General features: G+C 69.9%; 22 protein-coding genes. 5 read left to right on the top strand and 17 right to left on the bottom strand.

All coding sequences use genetic code 11. The features are described from left to right. Positions 1 to 89: 89 nt before the first annotated feature. The 6 genes from RM479_RS19485 to RM479_RS19460 form a co-directional block, all read right to left on the bottom strand. Positions 90 to 1,253: an oxygenase MpaB family protein gene (locus RM479_RS19485; protein WP_311513151.1), complete on the bottom strand. Its 1,164-nt coding sequence runs from the start codon at positions 1,251 to 1,253 to the stop codon at positions 90 to 92. Positions 1,254 to 1,271: 18 nt separating this feature from the next. After that, the gene (locus tag RM479_RS19480; RefSeq protein ID WP_311513150.1) at positions 1,272 to 2,324 is read right to left on the bottom strand and encodes a polyprenyl synthetase family protein; all 1,053 of its coding nucleotides are present in this window, start codon (positions 2,322 to 2,324) and stop codon (positions 1,272 to 1,274) included. Beyond that, entirely contained in the window at positions 2,317 to 2,598 is a 282-nt protein-coding gene (locus RM479_RS19475) for a hypothetical protein (RefSeq protein WP_311513149.1), read from the bottom strand. The genes RM479_RS19480 and RM479_RS19475 overlap by 8 nt, the downstream gene beginning before the upstream one ends. 806 nt (positions 2,599 to 3,404) lie before the next feature. Further along, positions 3,405 to 4,139 (bottom strand): hypothetical protein, encoded by a 735-nt coding sequence (locus tag RM479_RS19470; protein WP_311513148.1) that lies wholly within the window; start codon positions 4,137 to 4,139, stop codon positions 3,405 to 3,407. A 264-nt stretch (positions 4,140 to 4,403) separates the two neighbouring features. Next, entirely contained in the window at positions 4,404 to 5,465 is a 1,062-nt protein-coding gene (locus RM479_RS19465; RefSeq protein ID WP_311513147.1) for a Gfo/Idh/MocA family oxidoreductase, read from the bottom strand. Between the two features lie 85 nt (positions 5,466 to 5,550). After that, the gene (locus RM479_RS19460; protein WP_311513146.1) at positions 5,551 to 6,333 is read right to left on the bottom strand and encodes a TIM barrel protein; all 783 of its coding nucleotides are present in this window, start codon (positions 6,331 to 6,333) and stop codon (positions 5,551 to 5,553) included. Positions 6,334 to 6,511: 178 nt separating this feature from the next. On the opposite strand from RM479_RS19460, the gene RM479_RS19455 reads away from it, so the two are divergent. Continuing rightward, entirely contained in the window at positions 6,512 to 7,543 is a 1,032-nt protein-coding gene (locus RM479_RS19455; RefSeq protein WP_311513145.1) for a LacI family DNA-binding transcriptional regulator, read from the top strand. Between the two features lie 380 nt (positions 7,544 to 7,923). Here RM479_RS19455 and RM479_RS19450 read toward each other — a convergent pair whose 3' ends face one another. The 10 genes from RM479_RS19450 to RM479_RS19405 all read right to left on the bottom strand — a co-directional run bounded on the left by RM479_RS19450 (position 7,924) and on the right by RM479_RS19405 (position 16,934). Further along, a complete protein-coding gene (locus RM479_RS19450; RefSeq protein ID WP_311513144.1) occupies positions 7,924 to 9,225 on the bottom strand; it encodes an MFS transporter in 1,302 nt (433 codons plus the stop codon). 105 nt (positions 9,226 to 9,330) lie between these two features. Beyond that, the gene (locus tag RM479_RS19445) at positions 9,331 to 10,098 is read right to left on the bottom strand and encodes a DUF3159 domain-containing protein (protein WP_311513143.1); all 768 of its coding nucleotides are present in this window, start codon (positions 10,096 to 10,098) and stop codon (positions 9,331 to 9,333) included. Positions 10,099 to 10,158: 60 nt separating this feature from the next. Continuing rightward, positions 10,159 to 12,045 (bottom strand): S9 family peptidase, encoded by a 1,887-nt coding sequence (locus RM479_RS19440; RefSeq protein WP_311513142.1) that lies wholly within the window; start codon positions 12,043 to 12,045, stop codon positions 10,159 to 10,161. A 567-nt stretch (positions 12,046 to 12,612) separates the two neighbouring features. Then, the gene (locus tag RM479_RS19435; RefSeq protein ID WP_311511235.1) at positions 12,613 to 12,921 is read right to left on the bottom strand and encodes a GNAT family N-acetyltransferase; all 309 of its coding nucleotides are present in this window, start codon (positions 12,919 to 12,921) and stop codon (positions 12,613 to 12,615) included. A 445-nt stretch (positions 12,922 to 13,366) separates the two neighbouring features. After that, on the bottom strand, positions 13,367 to 14,206 hold the full coding sequence (locus tag RM479_RS19430; RefSeq protein WP_311513141.1) for an alpha/beta fold hydrolase: 840 nt from the start codon (positions 14,204 to 14,206) through the stop codon (positions 13,367 to 13,369). A 180-nt stretch (positions 14,207 to 14,386) separates the two neighbouring features. Further along, positions 14,387 to 14,782: a nuclear transport factor 2 family protein gene (locus RM479_RS19425; protein WP_311513140.1), complete on the bottom strand. Its 396-nt coding sequence runs from the start codon at positions 14,780 to 14,782 to the stop codon at positions 14,387 to 14,389. A gap of 2 nt (positions 14,783 to 14,784) precedes the next feature. Beyond that, a complete protein-coding gene (locus RM479_RS19420; RefSeq protein ID WP_311513139.1) occupies positions 14,785 to 15,096 on the bottom strand; it encodes a MoaF-related domain-containing protein in 312 nt (103 codons plus the stop codon). Positions 15,097 to 15,151: 55 nt separating this feature from the next. Continuing rightward, a complete protein-coding gene (locus RM479_RS19415; protein ID WP_311513138.1) occupies positions 15,152 to 15,868 on the bottom strand; it encodes a VOC family protein in 717 nt (238 codons plus the stop codon). A gap of 48 nt (positions 15,869 to 15,916) precedes the next feature. Next, the gene (locus tag RM479_RS19410; RefSeq protein WP_311511237.1) at positions 15,917 to 16,141 is read right to left on the bottom strand and encodes a (4Fe-4S)-binding protein; all 225 of its coding nucleotides are present in this window, start codon (positions 16,139 to 16,141) and stop codon (positions 15,917 to 15,919) included. A 241-nt stretch (positions 16,142 to 16,382) separates the two neighbouring features. Continuing rightward, the gene (locus tag RM479_RS19405) at positions 16,383 to 16,934 is read right to left on the bottom strand and encodes a hypothetical protein (protein WP_311513137.1); all 552 of its coding nucleotides are present in this window, start codon (positions 16,932 to 16,934) and stop codon (positions 16,383 to 16,385) included. Between the two features lie 177 nt (positions 16,935 to 17,111). On the opposite strand from RM479_RS19405, the gene RM479_RS19400 reads away from it, so the two are divergent. Further along, positions 17,112 to 17,414 (top strand): hypothetical protein, encoded by a 303-nt coding sequence (locus tag RM479_RS19400; RefSeq protein ID WP_311513136.1) that lies wholly within the window; start codon positions 17,112 to 17,114, stop codon positions 17,412 to 17,414. A 135-nt stretch (positions 17,415 to 17,549) separates the two neighbouring features. Next, entirely contained in the window at positions 17,550 to 19,469 is a 1,920-nt protein-coding gene (locus RM479_RS19395) for a S9 family peptidase (protein ID WP_311513135.1), read from the top strand. A gap of 688 nt (positions 19,470 to 20,157) precedes the next feature. On the opposite strand, the gene RM479_RS19390 is transcribed toward RM479_RS19395, so the two are convergent. Continuing rightward, entirely contained in the window at positions 20,158 to 20,823 is a 666-nt protein-coding gene (locus RM479_RS19390; protein ID WP_311513134.1) for a TetR/AcrR family transcriptional regulator, read from the bottom strand. A gap of 100 nt (positions 20,824 to 20,923) precedes the next feature. On the opposite strand from RM479_RS19390, the gene RM479_RS19385 reads away from it, so the two are divergent. Then, positions 20,924 to 21,838, top strand: coding sequence for an SDR family NAD(P)-dependent oxidoreductase (locus tag RM479_RS19385; protein ID WP_311513133.1), 915 nt, complete (start codon positions 20,924 to 20,926; stop codon positions 21,836 to 21,838). A gap of 363 nt (positions 21,839 to 22,201) precedes the next feature. Further along, on the top strand, positions 22,202 to 22,500 hold a 299-nt coding region (locus tag RM479_RS19380), incomplete at its 3' end, for a hypothetical protein (RefSeq protein WP_311513132.1).

The following is a 22,500-nucleotide window of genomic DNA, read 5'->3' as shown; positions in this document are numbered from 1 at the left end:
CTCGGAGCCAGGGGAGACGCTCGGCCGAGCGTCTCCCCGGGCCCCGTCCCGTGTCGGGTGCGATGGAGGGCCGCGCCTGTCGGAGCCGCTCAGGTGTGGGGCGTCAGGGGCGGCGGAGTCCAGCGGCCGGTGCGAGGGACGGTGGAGGTGACACCGTACTCGTCCTTGAGCCGCTCGGGGATGGCGTACTGCATGACCCGGCCACGGGTGAGAGAGCTGAGTTCCAGGTGGGTGATGAGGTTGCCGAGGTGATCCAGGGCCCACGCCCCCATCGGAGAGCGGTCCTCGATGCGCTCGAAGATCCCGAGCAGGGCGGGGGAGACCTTGACGGCCGTGTCCCAGCCGGTCCGCGGAACCTGGAGCCAGTCGGCGCAGGTGTCGCCGATGAGATAGCGGATGAGAGCGGCGACCACCGGGTCGAAGAGGGTTCCGGGGACGACCTCCTCGTAGAGTTCGATGAGCTGGCGGGTCAGCCGTGCCCCCTCTTCGGAGGGACCCATGTGCCTGGTCATGTACAGGTCGGAGAACCGCCGGGCGCCGTCCAGATCGGTCGGGGCGTGTTCGGGGGCGATACCGAGCATCTCGCCGACGATGCGCCAGACGTAGAAGTAGGACTCCGCACCGTCGACCGACATGTGGATGCCCAGGCGGTGCAGTGCGTCCAGGACCTGGAGGGAGAACATCATCTGGCCGCCGATCATGTCCTCCTGACAGATCGGGGTGCCGAGCGCGGCCACGTCCCACCGGCCCTCGCGGCGCATGTGGTAGCGGATGGAGGCGTGCAGCAGACGCACCTTCTGGGCCGCCGGGACGAAGCGGCCCCCCGCCTCGAAGGCGTCGGGCTGCATCAGGTAGACGGTGAACTGCCCGGTCTCGGCCATGCGCCGCGAGGGGTACTCCAGGGCGTGGGTGGCGCTGAGCAGCTTGGCCACGTGCGGGATGACGTAGCAGGCGGGCATCGCGGAGAAGGCCAGGGCGGTGGAGATGTGCACGTTGTTGTCGATGAAGAACAGCCGGGCCTTCTCCACCTCGCCCCAGTCGACCCAGGCCGGCGGTGTGGCGGTGGCGCGCAGATATTCGCGGGCGACGTCCGGCAGCCCGTCGGGCAGGTCCTGGCCCGTCGTGGAGAAGTAGCGCATGAGGGTGTTGAACTTGCCGACCTCCCCGCGTTCGAAGAGCGCCTCCACCGTCGCGTCGGCGAGTTCGTCCCCCAGGAGACGCAGCGCGTCCATGGTCTCCGGTGTGCAGGTCACGGGATCTCCTTCTACGGGTCAGGACCGGCGGGACGCGGCCGAGGCCACCATGTGGGACAGCGCGGCGGAGGCTTCGGCCGGTAGGTCCGTTTGGGCGAGAACGGTGCTGGCGGCCTGGACGCGCTGGGCGATCATCTTCTCGACACGGTCGAGGGCCCCGGTGCGTCGCGTGATCGCCCGTACTCTCGACAGGCCCTCACCGTCCAGTCCGCGTCGGCCGAGCAGCCCGCGCAGCTCCCGGCGTTCGGCCGCGGTGGCGGCCGACCAGGTCTCGGCGAACAGGACGGTCGGCCGGTTGCCCCGGACGTCGTCCAGGTTCGACTTGCCCGTGCGTCGCGGGTCACCGAAGAGCCCCAGCAGGTCGTCCCGCAGCTGGAACGCCTCCCCGAGGGGAAGCCCGTAGGCGGTGAAGGCCTCCATCAGCGTGCCCGGGGCACCGGCCATCGCGCCACCGATGCGCAGGGGGTGCTCGACCGTGTACTTGGCGGTCTTGTACCGGATCACCTGGAGCGATCTGTCCGTGTCCGGCCGGGAGCCGGTACGCAGGACCTCCAGGCACTCTCCGGCGATCAGCTCCCTGGTCATGACCGCCCACAGCTCGCGGGCGCGGGACAGGTAGGCCGCGGGCAGGCCGGAGAAGAGGAACAGCTGCGCGGCCCACGACATCAGCAGGTCCCCGGTCAGCAGGGCCAGGGCGCGGCCCCCGGCCTGAGGGCGAGCCCTGGCGGTGAACGCGGCGCGCAGCGCGACATGGGCGCTCGGTACGCCGTGCCGCATCGGGCTCTCGTCGATGAGGTCGTCGTGGATGACGGCCGCCGCGTGCACCAGCTCCATCGCCGCGGCGGCCCTGACCAGCGCGTCGCTGTCCGGTTGCCCGGCCGCGCGCCATCCCCAGTAGCAGAAGGCGGCGCGCAGGCGCTTGCCGTCGGCCACCGCCACGGCCAACTGCTCGGCCACCGGCGTCAGGTCGGCGTCGATGGCGAGCAGCCGGTCCGTCTCCTGCCGTGCGAACTCCCGCAACGCGGAGTCCACCCGGGTACGGAGCAGGATCTGCTCCTCGGTCTCAGACATCGCTCTGACCGGGCCGGGAGGCGGCCCTTCGGGCGAGCTGTTCCAGGTGGGACTCGGACGCGGGCGCGTACCGTCGCAGCGCCAGCCGGCCCCGCCGCCTCAGCTCCTCACGGCCGTCGTCGGCCAGCTCGACCAGGTCCGACCGGATCAGCAGCGCCCTCGCTCTCCGCAGAGCCGCTCCGGCACCGCTGAACGCCATGTCGGCCAACCCGGCCGCCAGCAGCACCGACTCGCCCACGTGGTCGGTCTTCGCACCGTCACCGGTGTGCGCCACGGCATCCCCATCTCCAGATCGACACGAAAAGGACCGAAGCGAAGAATCAAACGAAAGCTCCGGATGGAACTTTGTCCGGGCATTCGGATATCCGTCCCGGGTCCCTTGTGCGTTGATCATCTTCTGCAATCACTGCTTTTGTCAATGCGATGGTGGGATCTGGTTGGCTTTGGTGGCGTTCGGTGGAGAGGGGCAATGCAAAATAAGCGGACAATTCGAATGAAAGGGAGGCTCGGGTGTGGGAGGGCTCGGGGCGGCCCGTGTCCCGGCGAGGACGGGCCGCCCGGTGTCTCGGTACCGTCGCGCCTGGTCAGGCTTCACGCCAAGGCGGATGCCAGGGGAGGCGTGTCCCAAACAAGCGGGGGAGACCGTGCCCGGGGCCGACGCGATCGGGCGAGGGGGCGATGCGGACCGCGCGAATCCTTTTCGGATTCGCTTTCATTTTTATGTATCATAAAAGCGACATAAGAGATTTAATTGTTTTCGTGTGTTATGTTCGCTCTGGGTCCACCCTGAAGTCGCTGTGCGGAAAGCGGGATCGGACGAGCGCCGGATGGGTGCGCATCCAGGGCATCGGTGGGACCTGTCGGTGATGACCGCCCACGTGTGCCCGGTGGTGTGCGCGGTCTTCGGAACCGGTCATTTCCGCGACCGGCGCGCACCGCACTCGGGCGGATTCGCCTGAACGGGTTCGACCCCGGCGGAGGAGCGGGCCACCGAGGCCGAGGAGGACGACCCGGTCTCGACCTCGCCGACCTCGACGGGGCCGCGGTCGGCGGTTCCCCGGGGGAACACGTCCCGGGACACTAGCGCACACAGTCCGCCACGGCCTGTGCCGCCTGGGCGAGGAACGGAGCCGGCAGGCTCTTCGACGACCATTCCGACCAGCCGTCCCAGGCGCCCTGCTCAGCGATCCGGTACACCCGCTCGGCGGCCTCGGACGGGATCAGCCCGGGAATCCGCAGGGCCGCCATCGTCCAGCCGACCAGCTCTTCCACCTCGATGTACTCGTACCAGCCGGCGTCATCCCAGCCCTCTCTGTCGACCCGGGTCCAGGCCTGCTCCAGCACATCCACAACGGCGTCAGCCGCCCGCTGCCGGGCGGCACCCGTCGCCGCCCGGGCAGCGTGCTCGGCGTACCCGACCAAGTCCAACGTGGACTGGAACCGGAATCTCGCGAAGAAGTCGAGGTGCTCGCCGATCGTGTCGCGAAAGGCCCTGCCCCGGCCATGGCCGCGCGAGGAGTCCTGCCATACCCACAGCGAAAACGGCCAGCGCTCCCCGTCGGGCCAGGTGCGGCGGGCCTCGGCGCCGATCACGGCGTCGAACCAGCCCTGGTGGTAAGCGTTGCAGGCGGCGACGATCGCGTGCACGTCAGCGTCGGTCGCCGGTCTTTCCGGGTCTGGCCCACCCCACAGCGTGACAAGTGAGCGTTCCACGGCGATCCTCACCGCACGGTGCGAATCTCCCTCCTGGAAACGCTTCGTCCACGGCAGCAGCGCGCGATAGCAGGCGATCCAAGGATCCTGGTCGTTGGACATAGGGGTACAGATTAACTTGTTCCATGCCGGGTTGATCGGGGACTCTGCTCTGTGCCGGGATCGCCTCCCGGCACAGACCAGAGCCCCCGTCACACCCGGAACGGAACACCCGCTTCGGTCGGCGGGAGCGATGGGGCCGTGCGATCAAGCGCTGGGGTGAGGAAGGCCGCTTCGACCACGTACCGCCTTCTCCGCATGAACCGTCGGGCACACACGCGATCGTGTCGAGGCGGCCACGGGCTCGGGGCGACCCGCACCAGCGGGTCACGCGTCCTTGAGGGCGTCGAGGCGAACGGGACCGCCGGTGGTGACCGAGTGGACGGAGGCGAGGGCGATGGCGAGGGCGGCGCGCGCGTCCTCCCCGGTGACGGCCGTGGCCCGGCCGCTGCGCACGCTGTCGGTGAAGTCCGCCAGTTCGGCGACATAGGCGTCGTGGAAGAGGTCCTGGTCGTAGGTGACGCAGTCGGCGGAGATCCCGTCGGGGCCGTAGGAGGTCAGGTGCGTGCGACGCGCGTCGCCCATGGTCAGCATGCCCCCCGAGCCGAAGACCTCGCCGCGGACGTCGTAGCCGTAGACGGCCTGGAAGCTGGCCTCGGCGGTCGCCAGGGCCCCGTTGTCGAACCTGATGGTGACCACGGCGGTGTCGAGCAGCCCCCGGTCTCGGAAATCCGGGCGGACCAGCGCGTCGGCCATGGCGCAGACCTCGACCGGTTCGGCCCCCGGGTTGAGGAAGCGCAGGGTGTCGAAGTCGTGGATGAGCGTCTCCAGGAAGATCGTCCACTGCGGGATCCGGGCCGGGTCGGCCAGGTTCGGGTCGCGGGTGAGCGAGCGCAGCAACTGGGGCGTGCCGACCGCCCCGGCGTCGATCCTGGCGCGGGCGGCGCGAAAGCCGGCGTCGTAGCGCCGGTTGAAGCCGACCTGGAGCTGGACGCCCGCTTCCCGGGCGGCGTCGATGGCGCGGTCCGCGTCGGCGAGGGAGACGGCCATCGGCTTCTCGCAGTAGACCGCCTTGCCCGCGCGGGCGGCGGCCACGACCAGGTCGGCGTGGGTGCGGGCCGGGGTGGCGATCACGACCGCGTCGATGCCCGGGTCGGAGAACAACCGGTCGATGTCGGTCAGTGCCGTGGGGCAGCCGAGCTCGTCCGCGAGGGCGCGGGCCGCCCCCGGGGCCGGGTCGGCGACGGCGGCGAGCCGGACTCCGGGCAGGCGTTGGGCGAGGGTGCGGGCGTGGAAGGCGCCCATCCGTCCGGCACCGACGAGCCCCATGGCCAGGGGCGGAGCGGTGGCGGACGCGACTGCGCCGTGGTCGGTGACGTGAGGGCTCATGGCGTTCTCCGTGTGTAGCGGTGATGGCGGTGCTGGATGTGGTCGAGGATCCGTGGTCACGTGCCGCGCGCCCTCGGGGCGGAGGTCACGGGGTGAAGGCGGCCCGGAAGCGCTCCAGAGCGCGTTCGCCGTCGTCCGAGGCCCAGGCCTCCAGAGCGACCGTGCCGTCGTAGCCGAGGTCGGCGAGCACGCGGGCGACGGCCGGGTAGGCGATCTCCCCGGTTCCGGGCTCGCGGCGCCCCGGGACGTCGGCGACCTGTACCTCGCCGATGAGACCCTGGCCGTGCGCCCGGCGCAGGAGTTCGATGAGGTTCCCCTCGCCGATCTGTGCGTGGTAGAGGTCGAGGTTCATCCGCAGTCCGGGGTGGTCGACCGACGCGACCAGGGCCAGCGTGTCCGCGGCCCTGGCGAAGGGCACGCCGGGGTGGTCCACGGCGGTGTTGAGGTTCTCCAGGGTGAAGGTGACCCCGGCCCGCGCGCCCAGTTCGGCGACGCGGGTGAGCGTGCGGTGGGCGGTGATCCACATGGGCCCGGTGGCCTCACCGGTCACCGGGCGCACCGGCAGGCCCCGACCGTCCAGGCCGGTGCCGTGCAGGTTCAGCCGGGGGCAGCCCAGGCGGTCGGCGGCCCGTACGGACTCCTCGGCGGTGCGCAGCAGTTCCGCCGCACCCTCGGCGTCGGTCAGGGTGCCCCGGACGTAGCCGGTCATCGAGGAGAACACGGCTCCGGTGCGCGCCAGCGCGTCCAGGTCGTGCCGGGTCCAGTCCCAGATCTCGACCTCGAAACCGAGGTCGTGGATGCGCTGTGCGCGGTCCTGGACCGGCTGGTCCAGGAACAGCATCTCGGCGCAGGCCGCCAACGTGTACATCTCTGCCCGCCTCGCTTCTAGAACGTTCTAGTTCCTGGCGTCAGTAGACCGGCCGTGCCACGGGGGCGTCAAGGGGGTCCGGGTAAAAACTAGAACGTTATAGTCGCGTGGTGGAGAACCCCCCGGAGTGGCCTACGATCATCGGGCAGGAGTCGACGCCGACCAGGAGGGGCCAGTGGTGCCACCGACGCCGTCGGGCCCCCGGGGGAGGCGCCCGACCCTCGCCGACGTCGCGGCGCGCGCGGGTGTGTCCACGGCTCTGGTCTCCATCGTCATGCGCGGGGCCAAGGGCGCGGGTGAGGCCACGCGGGAGCGGGTCCTCCAGGCCGCTCGGGAGATCGGCTACCGCCCGGACACGCGGGCCAGGCTCCTGCGCAGCCACCGATCCCGCCTGCTCGGTGTGCAGTTCGGCCTCCAACAGCCCTTCCACGCCGACTTGGTCGAAGGTTTGTACGCGGTGGCCGAACCGGCCGGATACCAGCTCGCGCTGAGCGCGGTGACCGCCGGGCGCAGTGAGGAACGCGCGGCGCAGTCGCTGCTCGACGACCGCTGCGAGGCCCTGATCCTGCTCGGTCCGCAGGCCCCCGCCGCCCGCCTGGCCGAGCTCGCCGCGCGGCTGCCCGTCGTCTCGGTCGCCCGGCGGCTGAGACCCGTCGTCCCGGGGGTGGAGGTCGTGCGGACCGCCGACGACCAGGGGGCGCGCCAGGCAGTGGACCACCTGGTCGCTCTGGGCCACCGCGACATCGTCCACGTCGACGGCGGCCGGGCACCCGGCGCCGCGGACCGGCGGCGCGGCTACCGCACCGCCCTGCGACACCACGGCCTGGCCGACCGCGCCCGTGTCGTGGCGGCCGGTCCGAGCGAGGAGGACGGCGCCCGCGCGGCTCGTGGACTCCTCGCCGACGGCCCGACGTTCACCGCGGTCCTCGCCTTCAACGACCACTGTGCCTCGGGCGTCCTCGACGTACTGGTCAGATCCGGGGTGGAGGTGCCGGGCCGGGTCTCGGTCGTCGGCTTCGACGACAGCCGCCTGGCCCGACTCGCCCACATCGACCTCACGACCATCGCCCAGGACGTGGCCCGCCTGGCCGACCTGGCGGTCGGCCGGTCCATCTCCCGTCTGGAGGGGGAGGAGACCCCGGGCGAGACCGTCGTCGCACCCCACCTCGTCGTCCGCGGCACCACGACCGCCCCCCGCCACGGCTCCTGAACGGCGCAGCCGGGCGCGGACATCATGAGGGCTGAGGGCGGCGTGGCATGTACCGAGTCTGGTGGAGCGATTGGTGTGTCCCGCGTTCTTCGGAGTCGGATTTCTGGATCCTGGGACCACGTGACCCTTCAAGGAGGGCATCGTGGGACGTCGTGGATACCCCGCCGAGTTCCGCCGCAAGGTGCTGGACCTGGTCCAGGCCGGACGCAGCGTCGCGGACGTGGCACGCGATCTGGACATCTCCCGCCGAGACGATCTACGCCCGGCGGCGCAGGGACCTGAGCCCTCGCAGGGCGCAGACCTGTCGTGGTCTCCTCTTGTCGGTCCTCATCTCTCCCTTCCCGTTGCCTGCTTCGGCCCCCGGTTCGAACGCCCGTACGTCACGCTTGGACGGAGGAAGGGTCGGGGTTCGCTTCCTCCGGCTCGGAGCCGAGGTCATCGATCCGGCGGAACGCCGGGGCGGCCAGCGCCGCCAGCGCGGTGACCCCGACCAGGACCGCGATCACGGCCCCGGCCACGGGCAGACCGGCCACCGAGGCCACGGCCGCGAGCGGGGCGCTGGTCAGGGCGGGGGCGGAGAGCATGACGGTGTTCTGGGCTCCCAGCACACGACCGCGCATGGCGTCCGGGGTGGCCTCGATGGTCAGTACCCCGAGCACGCCTCCGGCCGGAGCGAAGAGGAACCCGGCCAAGGCCGCGCCGCCCAGCACCAACCAGGGGGAGGCCATGGTGCCCACCGCTGCGAAGCCGACCAGGACGCCCAGCATCCCGATCACGAACCACACCCGGCGGCGGACCCGGAGCGCGAAGGCGGCGTAGACGGCCGAGCCCCCGATACTGCCCGCGGCGATCGCGCTCAGGGTCAGACCTGTGAGCGCGGGGAGGTTCTGCTCGGTGAAGTAGGCGGGCATGAGGGTGGTCTGCAGGATGCTCAGCACCGCGATGAACACCCCGGTGACCAGGGTCGATCCGAGAACCAGCCGGTTGCGGAACAGGAACCGCCACCCGTCGGCCAGATCTGCCGCGGCCCGGCGCAGCGAACCACCGGCGGCGCCCGCCGGGACGGGGTCCCGGGGCGGGACCCGCCCGGCCCTCGGGTCGAGCACGAGCGTGCTCAGCGCGGCGAGCAGGCCGGTCGCTGCGGTGGCGAGCAGGATCGCCGGGGACAGGCCGAACAGCGCGACCAGCAGCCCGCCCAGACCGGGACCGGCCAGCAGGAGCACGTTGCCCACGGTCTCGCGGACCGCGACCAGCCGGTCCAGCCTGACCGGACGCCCCTCCCGGCCGGGCTCTGTTTCACCGAGGCGGGCCAGGGCGGGCAGCAGGGTCTCCTGGGCGGTCATCCCCGGGACCCGGATCAACGCCCCGACCACGGCGACCGCCAGGAACCAGGTCAGGTTCAGGCCCCAGGCCAGGTCGATGACCAGCAGCGCCGCCATCGACAGGGCTGTGAGCAGGTTGGCCGCGACCGATATCGCGCGCCGGTCGACCCGGTCGACGAGCAGCCCGGAGAAGAACCCTGTCAGCGCGGAGACGGCCATGCCCGCGGTCGCCATGATGCCCGCCGCGAGGACGTCGCCGGTGCGGTCGAGCACCAGAAGCGGAATCACCACGCTCGCGATCCCGGATCCCAGCAGGGACAGCGCGTAGGAGGTGAAGTAGATCGTCGGGCTGCGGCGCACGGTGGCCGGCCTCCTCAGGGAGTCGGTCGCGCGTGACCGGGACGGCGGGCACGCGCGAGCTGGTAGAGCGGCTCCGTGAAGCACGGGGCCGTGGGGAGGGACGGGTCAGCCGCGTGGACCGGTCGCGGGGCCGTCCGGCGCGACCAGCCGCCTGGTGGTGCGGCGGAACGCCCAGACGATGACGAGCACCGCCACCACCGTGAGCGGGAAGCCGGTCACCGTGTCGGCGACGGCCAGCCCGGTGGTGGAGTCGGCCAGGTACATCCACTGCCGAACGACGAACCGGGCGGCGAGCACGGCCGTCACCGCCAGTGTTGCCAGGTCGTGTACCCGCAGTGAGGGCGGGTCCTGACGCCAGGCGTGGGAGTTGCCGTGGAGGAGGTTCCAGACGAGACCGGTCACCGGGCGGCGGGCGAGGACCGTGCCCAGAGTGAACAGGGCCAGGGCCAGGGAACTCCAGATCCCGAACAGGAAGAAGTCGTTGGCCGAGCCGGTGGAGGCCGCGATGCCGCCGGCGGCAGCGACGGCGATCACCCCGCCCAGCGCGGGCATGAGCCGCTCCCCGCGCCACAGCCGGTACGTGCCCAGGATCAGGGCCAACGCGATGGCGGCGCTGATCGCGGCGGGCAGGGCGATGAAGGGGACGGTCGCGGCGAAGACCACGACCGGCAGGGCGGAGTAGACCATCCCCGACACCCCGCCCAGCCCCCTGAGCACCTCCTGCTTCAGGTCCGCGGGCGGTTCGGCGCGGCCGTCGCGGTCGGTGTGGCCGTCGCGGTCAGTGTGGCCGTTGCGATTGGCACGGCCGGTGTGGTCGGTGTTCGCGGTCCTGCTCTGTTCGGTGACGTCGCGTGCGGGTTCGTGGAATTTCACTTCGGGTGCTCCTGCCTGTGGGCTCGCCGGGGCGGGACGGGACGGTGCGGTGTGCGGCGGTCAGCTCTGTCCGGGCCGTCCGCCCAGGTGCTGGGCGATGAAGCGGTCGGCGGCCTCGAACACGGCCATCTGGTTCTCGGGGTTCACGAACCCGTGTCCCTCGCCCTCGACGACCATGTATTCGACCTCCACGCCGCGCGAGCGCAGGGATTCGACGATGTTGTCGGACTCGGCCTTGACGACCAGCGGGTCGTTGGCACCCTGCACCACCATCAGCGGGGTGCGGACCTGGTCGATGCGGGTGATCGGCGAGCGGGCGAGCATGTCCTGCTCCTGCTCGGGAATCTCGGGGTCGCCGATGTACCGGTACCAGTTGTTGATCAGGCCGGGCCGGACGAACGGGGGCTGGGTCCGCATGAAGTTCGCCAGGTCCGAGATCCCGACGACGTCCACGGCCGCGGCGAAGCGGTCCGGGGTGAAAGTGACCCCCACCAGCGTCGCGTAGCCGCCGTAGGAACCGCCGACGATCGCCACCCGGTCCGGGTCGGCGTATCCCTGGGCCACCGCCCAGTCCACCCCGTCGATCAGGTCGTCGTGCATCCTGCCCGCGAACTCGCCGATCGCGGCCTGGGTGTGCGCCTTGCCGAACCCGGTCGAGCCGCGGAAGTTGACCTGCAGCACCGCGTAGCCCCGGTTGGCCATCAGCTGGGCCGGGGGGAAGTACCCCCAGGCGTCGCGGGCCCAGGGGCCGCCGTGGACCAGCAGTACCAGCGGCAGGTTCTTCGGCTCCACCCCGACGGGCAGGGTGAGGTAGGAGGGCAGGGTCAGCCCGTCGCGGGCGGTGATGGAGACCGGGCGCATCGGCGCCAGCGTCTCCGGGTCCAGGTGCGGGAACGGCCGGAACAGCAGCCGGGACTCCCCGGTGGCGTGGTCGTAGAACCAGGTGGCGCCGGGGTCGCGGTCGTGTTCGAAGGAGACGACCCAGCGGCGGCCGTCCCGGTCGGAGGACACGTGGGAGAGGTCGCCCTCGGAGAGCTGTTCCAGGTTGGCCAGAACCTCGGCGAAGTGCGGGGCCAGGGCGTGGATGACCTGGCGCTCGCCGAGGTAGCGCACCCCGAGCAGCTCACCCCGGTGGTCGCGGATCAGCGGGTCGGGCACGGCGGGGTTGACCATCATGCGCGCGTCGACGTCGAAGACCGGGTGGCTGTCGACCTCGGTCTCCTCGCCGGTGGCCAGGTCGACCCGGACCACTCGGGTGCGGTCGGTGCCCCGATTGGAGACGATCCACAGGCCGGTCCCGTCCGGCGTGATCTGCCACGGCGAACCCACGGGGTAGTCGGCGCCCTTCCACTCCAGGACCCTGCGCGGCTCGCCGGTGGCGGGGTCGCGGCGGGAGAACTCCACGTCGCCCCGGGCGGTCAGCTCGGACAGGAACAGTGATCCGTCACCGGCCTGGACCCAGATCTTGCCCGGGCCGGGGCTCTCGGCCAGCAGGCCGATTTCGCCCGTGGCGATGTCGAGCTCGTGGGAGTCGAACGTCCCGGGGTCTCGGGTGTCGAGCAGCAGGGTCACCTTCCCCGGGCTGACCGGGGAGGTGCCGAAACCCATGACCGTGGCGCCGGGGAAGGGGGTGAGGTCGACCGCTTCCGAACCGGGGGTGTCGAGGTCGACCCGGTACAGATGCCACCTCTGGTCCCCGCCGTCGTCCTGGAGGTAGAGCAGCCAGCGCGGGTCGTCGGCCCACTCGAAGCTCTGTACGCTGCGGGTCTCGTCGGCGGTGACGGCCCGCGGCTCGGAGCCGTCCTCAAGGTCCTGGACCCAGATGTTGAGCCGGTTCTTCCAGGGTGCCAGGAAGGCCAGCCGGGTGCCGTCCGGAGAGATCGACGCGTTGGTACGCTGCGGCGAGTCGAAGAGGTCCTCGATGGTGTGGAGCTTGGGAAGTGCCATGTCGTCCAGTCCTTGCTTCCGCGGCGTCGCGGTGGTCGGGTGCTCTGCGATTCAAGCCGCCGGGGCGTCCACCGGGTAGTGCCGCCGCGTCAACACCCGCACATGACGTTCGTAGGGGTGAGGACGTGACGTGGTGTCACTGGTGCGGCGATCGCCCCTGATGAGATCGTTTCCCCGGGTCCCGGCCCGAGGCAGGTGAAACCGAGGAACGTCTTCCCCGGTGTCCGCGGAGGCGACCCGCACGTCCACCACTCTCCCGACGGGCCTCGACTCCGGCCACGCGCAACCGCTCACCGGGGCGACGCTGCCGGAGGTCCCCCGGGCACGAGTTCTCGGGCACCGCGGTCGAACCGGGCGAGGGTGTGACCGGCGCCCGACCATCGCTGCGCTCGGTCCCAGGGTCCTCGACCCGGGGAACGAGGATCTCGCGGCGGCGGTCGCCGGGCCGAGCGGCGGAGACGGAGGCGTCCACGCGCTGCGCGAAGGCTTCGGCGCGAAGGCCCTCGTGCGGCCGTGGTCGCCGTCCGGGCCGCATTCGATCAGCCGCATCGGGTGGGCGGGATCCGGTCAGTCGCCGACCTTGCTCCTGGACTGGTACACCAGGTCCTGGTACTCCGGGTGACGGGAGATCCAGGCCGCGAAGAAGGGGCAGGTCGGCAGCGCCCGCAGGCCCGCGGCCCGGGTCTCGTCGAGGGCCGTGCGCACCAGCGCCGACCCGACGCCCCGGCCCTCGTACTCCGGCGCCACCTCGGTGTGCACGAACGCGACGAGTTCGTCCGTACGGATGTACTGCGCCACCCCCGCCACCTCGGACGCCCCGTCGACACGGGCCTCGTAACGTTTCACCGCGGGCGCGTCGTTCACTTCGACAGCCATGAGCACTCCTTCTTTTCCGACGACTTCCGGTCAGCGGCACACTATGTGAATCTAGTTGACCAATCAACAACTGGCAGTGGGGACGTGTTCCCTCTGTGGCTGCTGCGGCGGCTCCTCCGCGAGCACTCGCCGCCGCTGTGCGGCCCAGGCGGTCAGGCCGGTCCAGAACGTCGTGAACACGGCCATGACGCACGCTCCGAGGAGCATGAGGAGACGCGCTCTCGCGAAACTCCCGCACGGCGCCGAACACCGGAGGGAGCAACGTCCCGTAGCCGGCCCGTGTGGACGCTGGAGTCCGGGGGACGGCGTGGGACCCCGCCGATCGATGCCGCGCCGCGCGGTCCGACGACCGTGTCGTCGGACCGCCCGGGTCCGAACGGGTCTTTCAGAGGGGGCAGCGGTCCCGAGCGGTCGGTGGGCGACTGGCCACCGGCCGGGAAAACCGCTAGCCGAGGAAGTCGAGGAGCGCGGTGTTGACCTCGTCGTAGTGCGTCCAGAGCAGTCCGTGCGGGGCGTTCTCGATCTCCACGTAGCGGGCCTCGGGCAGGAGCTTGTGGAAGCGGCGGGCCGTGGCGTCGATGGGCAGGATGTTGTCGGCGGTGCCGTGCAGGATCAGGGCCGGCTTGCCACTGGCGCGGACCGCCTCGACGTCGGCACGGAAGTCCTCGATCCAGGAGGGGACCACGGCGTAGGCCGCCACCGGGGCGCTGGAGACCGCGACGTTCCAGCTGTTGGTGACCGCCTCCTGGCTGATCCGGCCGCCGAGGTTCTCGTCGAGGTTGTAGAAGTCGGCGAAGAACTTCGTGAACCAGGCGTAGCGGTCGTCCCTGGCCGTGGCCTCGATACCGTCGAAGACCTCCTGCGGCACCCCTTCGGGGTTGTCCTCGCGGGCGACGAGGAAGGGCTCCAGCGCGGCGAGGAACGCGAGTCCGGCGACGCGCTCGTGGCCGTGGCGGGACACGTAGCGGGCGAGTTCGCCGGTGCCCATGGAGAAGCCGACGAGGACCACGTCGCGCAGGTCCAGGGTCTCCAGCAGGGTGTTCAGGTCGTCGGCGAAGGTGTCGTAGTCGTAGCCGGAGCCGGCCTTGGACGATCCGCCGAAGCCGCGGCGGTCGTACGTGATGACGCGGTATCCGGCGGCCAGCAGGGCGCGCGTCTGCCGCTCCCAGCTGTGGCCGTTCAGCGGGTATCCGTGGATGAGCACGACGGGCTGTCCCGTGCCCTGGTCCTCGTAGTAGATCTCGATCGGGGCGCTGTTCTCGTTCCCGACAGTGACGTAACCCATGATCTGCCTTCTCTTTCAGTGTTCGGATCGCGCGGCGACAGGACGTGTTCGCACCGAAGCCGTATTTTCACTGGGCACCGTGGCCCATGAGAAACCCCATTCCTGAAATCAGGTCGAGCGGAACCGCGCTTCGGGCCGGCATGGCTTGACGCGCCGCCCTGCCCCGCCCCGCCCACCGATTCACACCATGGGGTTTCCGCTGGCCGTGGATTCGGGGAGGGTCAGTTCCTGGACGACGTCCCAGTGCTCGACGATGCGGCCGTCCTCCAGTCGGAAGATGTCGACGATCACCACCGGGCCGGGCCCCCAGCCGTGGACGAGGCTGTGGGTGAAGACGAGGTCTCCCTGGGCCGCGGTGCGCTGCGGCTCCCAGGAGAACCCCTCCAGGCCGGGCACCACGGCGCGCAGCGTGTCGAGGCCGTCGGGCATCTGCGGGCTGTGCTGCACGTACGGCTCGGCCCAGTACCGGTCCAGCGCGGTGAGGTCCTTCTCGGTGAAGAGCTCGCGCATCGCGGTGAGCACGATCTCGGTGTTGCGCTCGGCCGGCTCGGTTTCGGTGACGGTGTCGGGGTTCATGGTCAGGCCTCCGTGATGGTTCCTACGAGGTTGTACAGGGTGCCGTCGACGGTGACGTTGGAGTACAGCGTCGCGTTCGCGAAGTCCTCCACATGGGTCACGGTGGCGCCACCGGCCTCGGTCCACGAGTTGAGGTAGACGCCCTCGCGGATCTTCTTCAGGTCGAGCGCGACGGTCTCGGCGTGGCCGTCCGGTGCGAGCCCGCCGCCCTCCTCGACGACGAAACTGCCCTGCGACGGCGAGTCGAAGGTGAACCTCACCTTCAACGGCCCCAGATCGAACTTGTAGCTCTTGCCCACCAATTGCACGGTCATGTGATTTCCCGCCTTGTGGCGCCGGCGAATCCGGCGCTTGAGTCGAACACTCAGGTCAGAGGGCATCCGGCCCGATCACGCTGTTCGGGGAGGACTCGGTGCCCTTCGGGTGCGAAGCCGTACTGAGGCGGACGGTGTTGGCCCAGGGGTCCTCGAAGCGGACCGTCGCTCCGTCGTCCTGGATCGGGATGCGGTAGTGCCGCATGCGCTCGGTCAGTTCGCCGACGTCGTCGTCGGACAGGACCTCGATGTCGACCCGACCCAGGCCGAGGGTCTGCTGTCGGCGGCCGGCGCCGCCGCTCTTCCACACGTTCATCGCCATGTGGTGGTGGTATCCGCCGGCGCTGACGAACACGGCCTGGTCGCCCAGGGCCAGTGTCACGTCGAAGCCGAGCCTGGTGGCGTAGAAGTCGCGCGCGGTCGCGACGTCGCCGACGGAGAGGTGGATGTGGCCGACCCGCGCGTCCCCGATCGGCTCCCTGGTGAGTCCGCGCTCGTCGAGCGCCGCGGCCAGGGCCGCCTCGGTGTCCAAGAGGATGTCGGTGTGGAACAGCCCCGCCTCACCCGGTGAGGCGTACCGTGGCTCCGGGGTCCGCACGAGAACGACGACCGGCCGGCCGGGCCGGCCGAGGGTCACCTTCGGCCCTGTCTGCTCCAGCACGGTCAGGCCGACCCCGTCGCGGTGGTAGGCGGTCATCGTGTCCAGGTCGGCGACGTTCAGCGTGACGGCGCCCATCGAGGTGTCGGCCGCGAGATGTGCACCTGTGCTCATGGTCCTCGCCCACGTGTCTGAAAGCTCGAAAGGTCGAAAGCCGTCGTCTCAGCCGACGCGGCGGTAATCGAGCGCGCCCGAAGGGCAGCGCCGCACCACCTCGGCCGTGCGATCGGCGGAGGCGTTGTCCGGCCGGATCCACGGACGCCGTTCGATGGCGAACACCTCGGGCAGACCGCGGACGCACTCGGCGGCGTGCCGACAAAGCTCCGCCTCGAAGGTGACCGCGATCGAACGCCCCTCGTACGTCTTCTTTCCGGATTCGCCGCTCATGCCTGCCCCTGTCACCGCGGTGCCCGCCTCCGACCGGCTCGTGCCGGTCCGGGCCTGTTTGGTTCGACCTGGTCGTCACGCTAGCAACATGTAGTTGATACATCAACTCACTTGCTGGGAATTGACTGTCCGGACCTCGACTTTCGAAACACCATAAACCCACTTCAGGGCAGGTTTTTGACACTCCGCACCGACATCAGAATTTGATGATTGGTCAACCAGTGGGGTTTAATCATGCGTATCACCGCCACCAGAGACGCGGCTGCCCGGTCATCGAGAGACCGTTGGGGGGAAGGGCGATCCGACAGACGAGATCAGCCGGACTCCGGCCCGCCCAGGGCCGCGACCGCCTGGGCGCCGAGCCAGGATTCGGCCCGGCCGTGGTCCCAGCCGCAGTCATGGAGCAGGGTGCGCCAGGCGGTGATCCCGACATCCGCTCCAGGTCCTCGGCGGCGGTCTCGGCGTCGACCTGGGGCGCTTCGGCGTGGCACACCGCGTCGGTGATCCTCTCGGGGGCGGCCGGCCCCGGGTCGTCGAAGACGTCCAGGGGCAGGGCCGCGGCGACGGGGTCGGTCCTGCCGAGCATCAGGTGATCGGGCTCGTTGTTCGGGCACGGCTCCTGGACGGCCACGTTGCCCACGTTCTCACCGGTGAGCACGGACTTCCCGGACTCGTCCGCGGTGACCGGGTTCGACCTGACCGCCTTCCTGACACCGACGTCGAGCCTCGCGCTGATCGCGGCCTCGCTCGGGCTGATCGCGCTGGGCGCGGGCATGGCGCTGATCCTGAGCAACGACATCATCATGGGCTCGGTCAAGCCCGAGCGCGCCGAACAGACCGCCGCGACCTCCGAGACCGCCTACGAGATCGGCACGACGCTGGGCACGGCGGTCCTGGGCGGGGTGCTCGTCTCCTGGTGCACCAGGACCGTCCTCGCTGACCGCCGACCGCCGAGCGTTCGACCTGACCCGTGGGCCTGGCTGAACGGGCGTCCGCGACCATGGCGGAGGCGCTGCTGGTGGCCGCCGAGGTCGGCGACGACACTGGAGACGCCATCCTCGACCTTTTCAGGAACGCTTTTACCGAAGCGATCACCGTGACCGGTCTCGCCGGTGCCGGGGTGATGGCCTTCGCCGCGATCTGGGTCCTGGTCATGCTCCAGGGTGCCTCCGCGCACCACGACCTCGCGTTCGTTGTCGAGCGCGAGCGCGACAACGAACGCGAGCATGAGAAGCCGAGCCCGAGCTCAAACACTGACTGTGAGGATGTGTAGTGGCTTCTCCGGTAGGTCTGACCCACCGTTTTCCATTCTAATGTGATGCAGATCACTTCAGTTCGTCTTGAGTCCGCCGCGACGTCGGAGTTTGGACTGGGCAGTGCTCGTATCCCTCTACCAGGAGGACCCATCATGACCGCCCTGTGGAAGCTGATCGCCGTCGAGGAGTTTTTCAGCTCGCCCGCCCGCAGCCGGGCCGTGCTGTCCCCGGACGGCACCAAGGTCGCCTACCTCGCCCCCTGGCGGGATCGGCTCAACGTGTTCGTTCGCGACCTGGACTCGGACTGGTCCGCCTCCGAGGATGCCGAGGGTTCGGGAGCGCGACGCGTCACCGCCAACGACCAGCGCGACATCGAGGCCGCCTTCTGGACCGTCGACGGCCGCTACCTGCTCTACCAGCAAGACAAGAACGGCGACGAGAACATGCACCTGTACCGGGTCGACATGACCCGGCCCGAGGAGTCCGAGGTCGACCTCACCCCCTACGAGGGTGTGCGGCTGATGGGCACCAGCCAGCCCCTGGACCGCCCTGGGACGATCTACGTGCAGCTCAACAAGCGCCGCCCCGACCTGATCGACCTGTTCGAACTCGATCTGGACACCGGTGAACTGACCACCGTCGCCGAGAACCCGGGCGACGTCTTCGGCTGGGTGGCCACCGGCAGCCGGGTGGTGGCCCACACCATCGAGGAGAACGGCGACCACGTCTACTCGCGGTGGAATCAGGGCGAGCCGCGCCCGATCGCACGGTTCTTGGGCACCGACGCGCCCTTCGGGGTCACGCCGATCGTGCCCACCCCGGACGGCACGGGACTGTGGATCGGCTCGGCCGCCGGCTCGGACCTGGTCCGCCTGGTCCACCTTGACTTGGACACCGGCGAGCAGACCGACGTGGATTCCCACCCCCTCTTCGACCTGGACACCCCACGCCCGGAGGCCGACACCCGCTTCCCCTCCTCGGTGATCGTGCACTCGACCACCGGGGAACTGTTGGGCGCCCGCTACCTCGGCGCCCGCCAGGAGATCCACCCGCTCAACGCGCACTTCGCCGAGGTCCTGCCGCACCTGACCGAGCTCTCCGACGGAGATCTGGCGTTCGTGTCCAACGACGCCACCGGCCAGAAGTGGGTCGTGGACTTCACCCACGACCGCGACCACCGCGTCACCTGGTTCTACGACCACGGCGCGGGGCGGGCCCGGCGCCTGTTCCGGCCCTTCCCGCACCTGGACCCGGCCCAGCTCGCCCCGGTCACCCCGATCACGCTGACCGCCCGCGACGGACTGTCCCTGCCCGTCCACCTGACCCTGCCGGTCGGTGGCGAACAGCACGACCTGCCCACGGTGGTGCTGGTGCACGGGGGGCCGTGGTACCGCGACAGCTGGACCTACGACCCCGAGGTGCAACTGCTGGCCAACCGCGGTTACGCGGTGCTCCAGGTGAACATGCGCGGCTCCACCGGCTACGGCAAGGCGCACACCCAGGCCGCGATCGGCGAGTTCGCGGGCAAGATGCACGACGACCTGCTCGACGCCGTGGACTGGGCCGTCGCCCAGGGCTACACCGACCCCGACCGGGTCGGCATTTACGGTTCCTCCTACGGCGGCTACGCGGCCCTGGTGGGGGCCGCCTTCACCCCCGACCGGTTCGCTGCCGCGGTCAGCTACACCGGCATGAGCGACCTGGCCGAGTTGACCGAAGGGATCGTCCCGTTCGCCCGACGCAGTCTCGTGAACAACTACCTGCGCTACTTCGGTGACCCCGAGATCCCCGAGGAGCGGACCCAGATGCTGGCCCGCTCACCGATCAGCCGGGTCGACGACATCACCGCGCCGGTTCTGCTGATCCACGGAGCCAACGACGTCCGGGTGGCGCGCCGCCACGCCGACCGGGTCTTCGAGGCGCTGCGTGCCCGTGGCGCCGAGGTCGAGTACCTGCTCAACGAGAACGAAGGGCACTGGTTCATCAACGCCGACAGCAACATCGAGTTGTACGGCACACTCGAACGCTTCCTCGCCCGCCACCTGGGCGGCCGCTCCTCGACCACCACCTGACCCGCAATCCACCGGGGTCCCGTAACCACACCCTGCGGGACCCTGGCAGGCTGCCTCAACTCCAGCGGAGTCTCACGTCGACTCCGAACTCCGAAAACACACCGAGGACGGAATCGACAAAGACACCGCTCAGACATCCCTGAAATCCAAAAATCTCCTTGGTGAAGAGAAGGGCCCCTCCCGAGTCCTCCTCAAAAACGGCATTCGGGTGTCAGCCTCGATTCTTCAGTGGGGGTCGCCGCGTGAGTGGGCTTCGGGTTCGTCCTGGCTTGTCCCGGCAGTGCCAGGAAACGGGGCCTTCGCGTGTCGCTGCGGGCCGCGCCGGGTGTTTCGTGCTGAGTCTGATGAAGGCGGTGTGTGTAACGGGAGCTCCTCCCGTCACTCACGGGGGCGGGCCACCGCTGAGCCTGGGGTGGCGGTGCCCGGTCGGCGTGGTGCCGTCGCTGGCGGCACGGGAGGCGGTTGGCTGATCTTCTCGACTGAGCCCGGGGCTGCGTCGGGACCTGTCGGCACGGGTGCGGACGAGTCGGGCCGGGAGGTCTGGTCCCACCTTGGTTCCATCCCGGCGCCATCAGTTCTCGAAACCGCCAGCGTTGAGACTATTCCATCCCTCTGTACTGGGGTTTTGTGGCGCACCCGGCAGGGCGCGAACCTGCGGTCCTCGGATGAGAAGCGCAAGTGGAAAGGTTCAGGCGCGCGGCAGTACGCCCAGGAGCGTCGAGGTGAAGGAGACCCGTAGAGCGTCACGCAGTTCCAGGTGGAACACGCCGAGCTCGGGTTCCTCCGCGTAGGCGGTGAGGAGGCTGGGCGGAGGCGGGACGTAGGACGACAGGGCGCCCGCCGAGACGAGGCTCACCAGGCAGAACAGTGGTGTTTCGTCGCCGAGCTCGGGCACATGACGGCGCACGAGCTCGGACATGGTCGCGAGCCTGGTGAGGGAGGATCGCTTGTGCCGCTTGACCACCTCGACCGAGACGTTGCGCTCCAGGACGCTCCCCTGGGCGCCGAAGAGGTCGCACAGCACAACCCGTTCCGCCAGTGACCGGCTGAGAATCTCGGCCAGCTGCCCCGCCCGCTCCTCCGGTGCTGACTGCGCTTCGATGCCTGTGGCCAGTTCGTCCGCCAGTTCGGCGAGCCAGCTTTCCAGGAAGTCGTCCAGCAGTTCGAGCAGCACCGCCTCGCGCGACTCGAAATATCGCAAAACGTTCGACTTGGCCAGACCCACCCGCCGACTGAGCTCGTTGAGGCTCACCTCGGCCACGGGCATTTCGTCGAGCATCGCCGCCGCCGTGTCCAGGATCGCCCGACGCCGGATCTCCCGCTGCTCCTCGCTGCGCGCCCGCTGAAATGCCACGCCCTCAGCGTAGCTTGAAGATCATCGGTCCCTTGACAGGAGACCAGCGGTCTTTTACGTTGGTGGATATAAGAGACCGGCGGTTCTTAAGGAGTGCTTCATGAGCGACAACTGGACCGCGCAGAACATCCCCGACCAACACGGCCGGGTGGCGATCGTGACCGGAGCCAACACCGGGCTGGGCTTCGAGACCGCCCGCATGCTCGCCGCTCGCGGGGCTGCGGTGGTCTTGGCCGTCCGCGACATCGAGAAGGGCACAAGGGCAGCCGCCCGGATGACCGGCGACGTCACCGTCCAGGCCCTCGACCTGACCTCCCTGGAGTCGATCCGGTCCGCGGCGGCCGACCTGCGCGCCGCCCACTCGCGCATCGACCTCCTGATCAACAACGCCGGCGTGATGTACACCCCCAAGCAGACCACCGCCGACGGCTTCGAGCTGCAGTTCGGTACCAACCACCTCGGCCACTTCGCCCTCACCGGACTGCTGCTGGACCGGCTCCTGCCCGTCCCCGGGTCCCGCGTGGTGACGGTCAGCAGCACCGGCCACCGCATCCGCGCCGCGATCCACTTCGACGACCTGCAGTGGGAGAACTCGTACAGCCGCGTCGCCGCCTACGGCCAGGCCAAACTCGCCAACCTGATGTTCACGTACGAACTGCAGCGCCGACTCGCACCGCACGGCGCCACGGTCGCTGTCGCCGCCCATCCCGGCGTGTCCAACACTGAACTCGTCCGCAACGCACCCGCCGCGTTTCGCGTGCCCATCACCTGGCTCGCACCGCTGCTCACCCAGAAGGCCGAGATGGGCGCCCTGCCCACCCTGCGCGCCGCCACCGATCCGGCCGTCCTCGGCGGGCAGTACTACGGCCCCGGCAACCGGGGTGAGATCCGGGGGCATCCGAAGCTGGTCAACTCCAGCCCCGAGTCCCACGACCAGGCCGCCCAGCAGCGCCTGTGGACCGTCTCCGAGGAGCTCACCGGAGTGAGGTTCCCCCTCAACCGAGTCGTACGGTGACCCCAGCCGGGTCCCGGTCCGGGCGGTGATCGAGCACCGGGCAAGAAGACGCGTGCCGCAGCCACCGGGCGGGGAACAGTCAGCTGGGGTGGTGGTGCCGGACGGTGGGCGTGGTGGGGGCCAGGGTGCTTTTCGGCAACGCGCCGGGGTATGGCCACTACCGGCGGACCGAAGGCGGCGGCCGAGGCGGCCCCAGCACCGCGACACCGTGCGGCGGCCCCTGCGGTGATGGGCGCCGGCCCCTGTGCGACAACCAGTTCAGGGGAGCACACCAGGAGCTCCACGGGGCCGCTGACCCCAGGCGAGGACGAAGGTTCACCCGTCCCGGTCTGGGGTTTCCTCAGGTCCGGGGTCGATGGGCCATTGGAGCAGAAGGTGTCGTGCACACCGCTGTTCTCCACCTACCGGCAGGGCGGGAACCGGGTCACCTCGTCGATGCTGGCGGTCTTCGAACGGATCGGTCTGTCCCTGGTCGAGGAGATCTTGGCCAAGGCCTCGGACGAGGCCACGCTGGAGACGGTCTGTTTCCTGCCCGTGTCAATGGCCAGTGTGTTTGGCTCTGATCCAATCTCTGTGAAGCCGCCACACAGAGTGACTCCGGCTGTCAGGATGTCGATTCGTGTGACTACGTCCCCCTACGCGCGCTCCTGCCCCATCTGCGT

Origin of the sequence: Nocardiopsis lambiniae, from assembly GCF_031845465.1 — a bacterium.
GTDB lineage: Bacteria > Actinomycetota > Actinomycetes > Streptosporangiales > Streptosporangiaceae > Nocardiopsis > Nocardiopsis lambiniae.
This window is presented reverse-complemented; position numbering and strand designations above follow the sequence as displayed.